At 72.1% G+C, this 4,807-nt stretch carries 2 protein-coding genes and 3 pseudogenes; 2 read left to right on the forward strand and 3 right to left on the reverse strand.

Annotation, left to right across the window (positions count from 1 at the left end):
• Positions 1–167 precede the first annotated feature (167 nt).
• On the reverse strand, positions 168–953 hold the full coding sequence (gene hisN / locus BJF85_RS23570) for a histidinol-phosphatase (RefSeq protein WP_075850151.1): 786 nt from the start codon (positions 951–953) through the stop codon (positions 168–170).
• 47 nt (positions 954–1,000) lie between these two features.
• On the opposite strand from hisN, the pseudogene BJF85_RS23575 reads away from it, so the two are divergent.
• Together BJF85_RS23575 and BJF85_RS23580 are read left to right on the forward strand one after the other, a co-directional pair.
• Positions 1,001–1,689: pseudogene (locus BJF85_RS23575) on the forward strand (response regulator transcription factor).
• Positions 1,690–1,698: 9 nt separating this feature from the next.
• Positions 1,699–2,981, forward strand: a pseudogene (locus tag BJF85_RS23580) (ATP-binding protein).
• An 18-nt stretch (positions 2,982–2,999) separates the two neighbouring features.
• Here BJF85_RS23580 and BJF85_RS23585 read toward each other — a convergent pair.
• Together BJF85_RS23585 and BJF85_RS23590 are read right to left on the reverse strand one after the other, a co-directional pair.
• Entirely contained in the window at positions 3,000–3,518 is a 519-nt protein-coding gene (locus BJF85_RS23585) for a GtrA family protein (protein ID WP_075850152.1), read from the reverse strand.
• Between the two features lie 81 nt (positions 3,519–3,599).
• Positions 3,600–4,807, reverse strand: a pseudogene (locus tag BJF85_RS23590) (hypothetical protein); the annotation flags it as partial.

Raw genomic sequence — 4,807 nt, forward strand, 5'->3', positions numbered from 1 at the left:
CCTGACCTGGGCGCAGGTCGCCAGGGGAGCGGTCGGCGTCCTCCCCTGACACACCGTGTCAGCACCCCACGTCAGTGTCAGCAATCCACGACGCCGCTTTGGCACAACACGGCGACGCGGGACGCCAACACGGCGACGCGGGACGCCGACACGGCGTGGTCCCGGGGTCAGCGGCGGCGGAGGTGTTCCAGTGCGGCGTCGTGGACCAGACCGTTGGTCGACAGGGCCGAACCGCGGTCGAAGCGCGCCGCACCGTCGAGGTCGGTGAACCGGCCGCCCGCCTCGGTCACCAGGACCTGGGCCGCGGCGACGTCCCACGGGTTCACGACGGGTTCGGCCGCGATCTCCAGCGCACCCTCGGCGACGAGGCAGTGCTGCCAGAAGTCGCCGAACGCGCGCGTCTCCCAGCACCGGCGCGTCAACGCCAGGTACGCCTCCTGGGTGCGGTGCTCGGTCCAGCTGTTCAGGTCGGTCGTCGAGACGTAGGCGTCGGACAGCTCCGGCACCTGCGACACCGACAGCTTCTGCTCGCCTGCCGCGTCGCGCCGCCACGCGCCCCCGCCCTGGCTCGCCCACCAGCGGCTGCCCAGCATCGGCGCGGTGACCATGCCGACGACGGGCACCCCGTCCTCGAGCAGCGCGATGAGCGTCGCCCACACCGGGACGCCGCGCAGGAAGTTCTTCGTACCGTCGATCGGGTCCAACACCCACACGCGGCCGGGAGCGGCGATCGACCCGCCGCGCTCCTCACCGGCGATGCCGTCGGAGGGACGCCGCTCGGCGAGGAGGCCGCGGATGGCGTCCTCGACGGCGGTGTCGGCATCGGTCACCGGCGTACGGTCGGGTTTTGCGGACACCTGCAGGTTCTGCGCGCGGAACCGGGCCACGGTGATGGCGTCGGCCGCGTCGGCGAGTTCGGCCGCCAGCAGCGCATCGTCGGAGTAACGGGACACATCACGATCGTTCCACGTGGGTCGTCCGTAAGGTTGTCCAGGTGAGCATGGTCCTACTCGCCGAAGACGACCCGGCCATCGCGCAGCCGCTCTCGCGCGCGCTCGAGCGCGAAGGCTACGAGGTCGTCGCCGTGACGGACGGTCCCTCGGCCCTCGAGGTGACCGCCAACCAGCGCGTCGACCTGCTGGTTCTCGACCTCGGACTGCCCGAGATGGATGGTCTGGAGGTGTGCCGCAGGTTGCGCGCGTCGGGTGCGCAGACCTCGGTCCTGATGCTGACCGCCCGCACCGACGAGGTCGACTTCGTCGTCGGCCTCGACGCCGGCGCCGACGACTACGTCGCCAAGCCGTTCCGGCTCGCCGAGTTGCTGGCCCGGATCCGGGCGTGCTGCGCAGGCAGGGCCCGGGGCCGCTGGACGCCGGTGGCGTGCGGATGGACGTCGGCGCCCGCCTCGTCACCGTCGACGGCGAGGAGGTGCAGCTGGCGAACAAGGAGTTCGAGCTCCTGCGGGTGCTGATGAGCCGCGCCGGGCAGGTCGTGAGCCGGGAGGAGATCCTGGCCGAGGTGTGGAACGACCTGGACACCGCGGCGCTCAAGACGTCGAAGACCCTCGACATGCACATGTCGTGGCTGCGCAGGAAGCTCGCGTTGGCGGCGGGCCGCGATCCGCGCAAGTCCAACGAGGAGCACATCGCGACCGTGCGCGGAGTGGGATTCCGCTTCAACGCCGAGTAGGCACGAACCATGCGGCGACGGATCCTCCTGGCCATCCTGCTGGCGGTGCTGGTCACCGGCGCCGCGCTGGGGGCGCCCTGGGTGTGACGGGCGTGCTGCTCGTCGAGAACTTCCACCGGGAGGAACTGGCCAACAGCGCCCAGCGGATCGCGGCGGCGCTCGACAACCAGTTCGCCAACCAGCGGGACCTGAACCTGCGGCACATCCGCGCGGCCGTGCCGCGGGACGCGCATCTGACGGTCGACCACCCCACCGAGGGCGTCGTCGAATGGGGCGCCTCGACGGGCGAGCACGTGATCGTCGAGGAGGTGCCGATCGCGGGCGGTGGGCACATCCACCTGGCCAGACCGTCCGAGGCAATGCGGGAGCAGCAGCTGCAGGTCGCCGCGGCCGTGGTGTTCGTCGTGGTGTTGTCGGTGGGCATCGGCGCGTTGGTCGCCACGATCACGGCGAGACGTCTGGTCCGGCCGCTGCGGCACGTCGCCGACCGGGCGGCCCGGCTCGGCGCGGGCGACTTCCGCCCCGACGGCCGGCGGTACGCGGTCGCCGAGCTCGACATGGTCGCCGACGCGCTGGACTCGTCGGGCACGGCGCTCGCGCAGCTGGTGCAGCGGGAACGTCAGCTCGTCGGCGACGTGTCCCACCAGCTGCGCAGCAGGCTGACGGCGTTGCAGCTGCGGCTCGAGGCGATCGGCATGCACCGCGACCCCGAGGTCACCGAGGAGGCACACGCGGCGCTCGAACAGTCGGACCGGCTGGCGGCGGCGCTCGACGAACTGCTCGCCGCGGCGCGCGCGGCGAGCGAGGTCGGCACCGAACCGGTACCGCTCAGCGAGATGCTCCCGGAGATCAGCGACGAGTGGCGGGACGTGCTGCGCGTCGACGGCCGGTCGTTGCGGTTGCGGGTCGCCGACGGGCTGATGGCCCGCGCGACGCCCGCGCGGCTGCGGGAGATCATCGGCGTGCTGCTCGACAACGCGGTGCGGCACGGCGCGGGCACGGTGACGCTCACCGCCCGCAAGGGCGACACCGACGGGACCGTGGTCGTCGAGGTCGGCGACTCCGGCGACGGCGTGCCCGAGGAACTGGTGCCGCACGTGTTCGACCGCGGCTTCTCCGGCGCCGGGTCGACGGGCGTCGGACTGGCGCTGGCCAGGGCACTCGCCGAGGCCGACGGCGGACGCCTCGAACTGTCGATCCGCAGGCCCGCGACGTTCAGCCTCTTCCTGCGCGTCCCCACCGCCGGCGACGTCCCCGCCGTCGAATGGCCCAACGAACGAGTCCCCCGCTAGAGCGGATGAACAGCGCGCTCAGCCGCGGGTGAAGTCCTCTCGGCGGACTCGGCCGAGCTCGTCGGGGAAGACCCACTTACGGAAGCCCCAGAAGCGGAAGACCATCGCCAGCAGCATGCCGATCACCGAGCCGCTGATGAAGTCGGCCGTCTCCTGCACGAACAGCGACACCTCGGGTCGTTGCAGGTGCAGTACGTAGCGCGAGATCCACAGCGGGACGAGGTTGATGGCCACGGCGATGCCGCTGATCACGAAGAACAGCGTCGCCTCGTGCCCGGTGTCCCTGCCGCCGCGGGTGCGGAACGACCATTCGCGGTTGAGCAGGTACGACACGATCGTCGCGACGAGGATCGCGATGGCCTTCGCGGTGGTCGGCTTGTCCGGCAGGACCGTGAACTTCAGCGCGTACCAGATGCCGTTGTCGACCAGGAACGTCGTGCCGCCGACGACCGCGAACTTCAGCAGTTCCCTGTGCCTGACGAGCAGCGACCGGAACGGTTCCGGTACGCGGGTCAGCGCAGATTCGACGACGGACACGTCCTGCAGTCTAGCCATCTGCTCGTCGTACCTCCGCCGAACGGCGGATTCGCCACCCGCCGCCGGTTACTCACAGCCACTTCACCGCCACCAGGGCGGGCGCGGCCACGGGTGGGACGCGGGGCCGTGGTCCTGCCACATCGGGCCGGTCATCGTCATCGAACCCGAGCCGGACCCCGACCCCGGACCCGTCTGCGTCGCCGATCCCGATCCGGACCCGGAGGTCGGCCGGTCACTCGGCGTGGTGCCCGGCGACGGCGTCAGCGACGGACCCTCGGACCCCGACTCCGACGACTCGGACTCCGACGAGGACGGCTCCGACGACTCCGAGGGTTCCGACGACGACTCGGGCTCGGTCGACGTCGGCGACTCGCTGCTCGGGTCGGGGTCGATCGTCGCGGTGGCCGAACCGGTGATGGTCGGCGTGCCGCAGCCGATCCAGCACGGGAACGTGATCCGCGCGCTGTCGGTCGCGGTGCCGAGCGTGCCGGTGAACGTGACGTGCGAGTCCTGCGGGTCCTCGAAGTTGGGCACCACCGCGTAGATGGTGGCGTCCTCGCCCGGGTCGAGCGGCGTGGACGTGCAGGACAGCGGCTCGGTCGGGCCGTTGTCGCAGGTCACGTCGCCGCGGGCCCACAATGCCTGGGCCCACCGGTCGGAGGTGAGGGTGAACGCCTTCTCGGTGTCGCCGGTGTTGCGCACCGTCACGTAGGCGCCGCTGCCCCAACCGCGCTGGGCCTGCACCTCGATGCCGTCCTCCTGCGGGGGAGGCGTGGGGCGCGGCTGGACCTGCACGGGCACCTGCAGCGACACGTCGACGTCGGCGCCGCCGCTGATGCTGCCCGTGACCTGGCCGGACTCGGCGTCGGCCGAGGCCTGCAGGCGGAACACGAGGGTCATCGACTCACCGGGCTGCAGTCCGCGGCCGGTGGAGCAGGTCACGGTTCCGGTGCCGGGGGGGCAGGTGACGCGTTCGCCGCCGGCCTGCTGCAGGGCGCCGCCCGAGGGGGAGGCGCCGCCGCCGTTGGGCGCCGAGTAGGTCCGCGGGCCCTGCGCCGGCTGTCCCTGGGGCGCGCTGCCGCCGCCACCGCCGCCGAGCGACGAGACGCCGTTCGGCAGGTTCAGGGTGACGTCGATGGGGTCGGAGGTCTCCTCGCCGTCGTTGGTCACCGTGATCGGCAGTTCGACGGGCGCGCCGCCCGCGACGAGCTCGACGCCCTGCGGCGGGGTGTCGGCGCTGACCGACGCGGGTTCGGCCGACGGCTCGGGTGCCGGTTCGACCTCCGGTG

Source organism: Saccharomonospora sp. CUA-673 (genome assembly GCF_001942305.1).
Classification (GTDB): Bacteria; Actinomycetota; Actinomycetes; order Mycobacteriales; family Pseudonocardiaceae; genus Prauserella.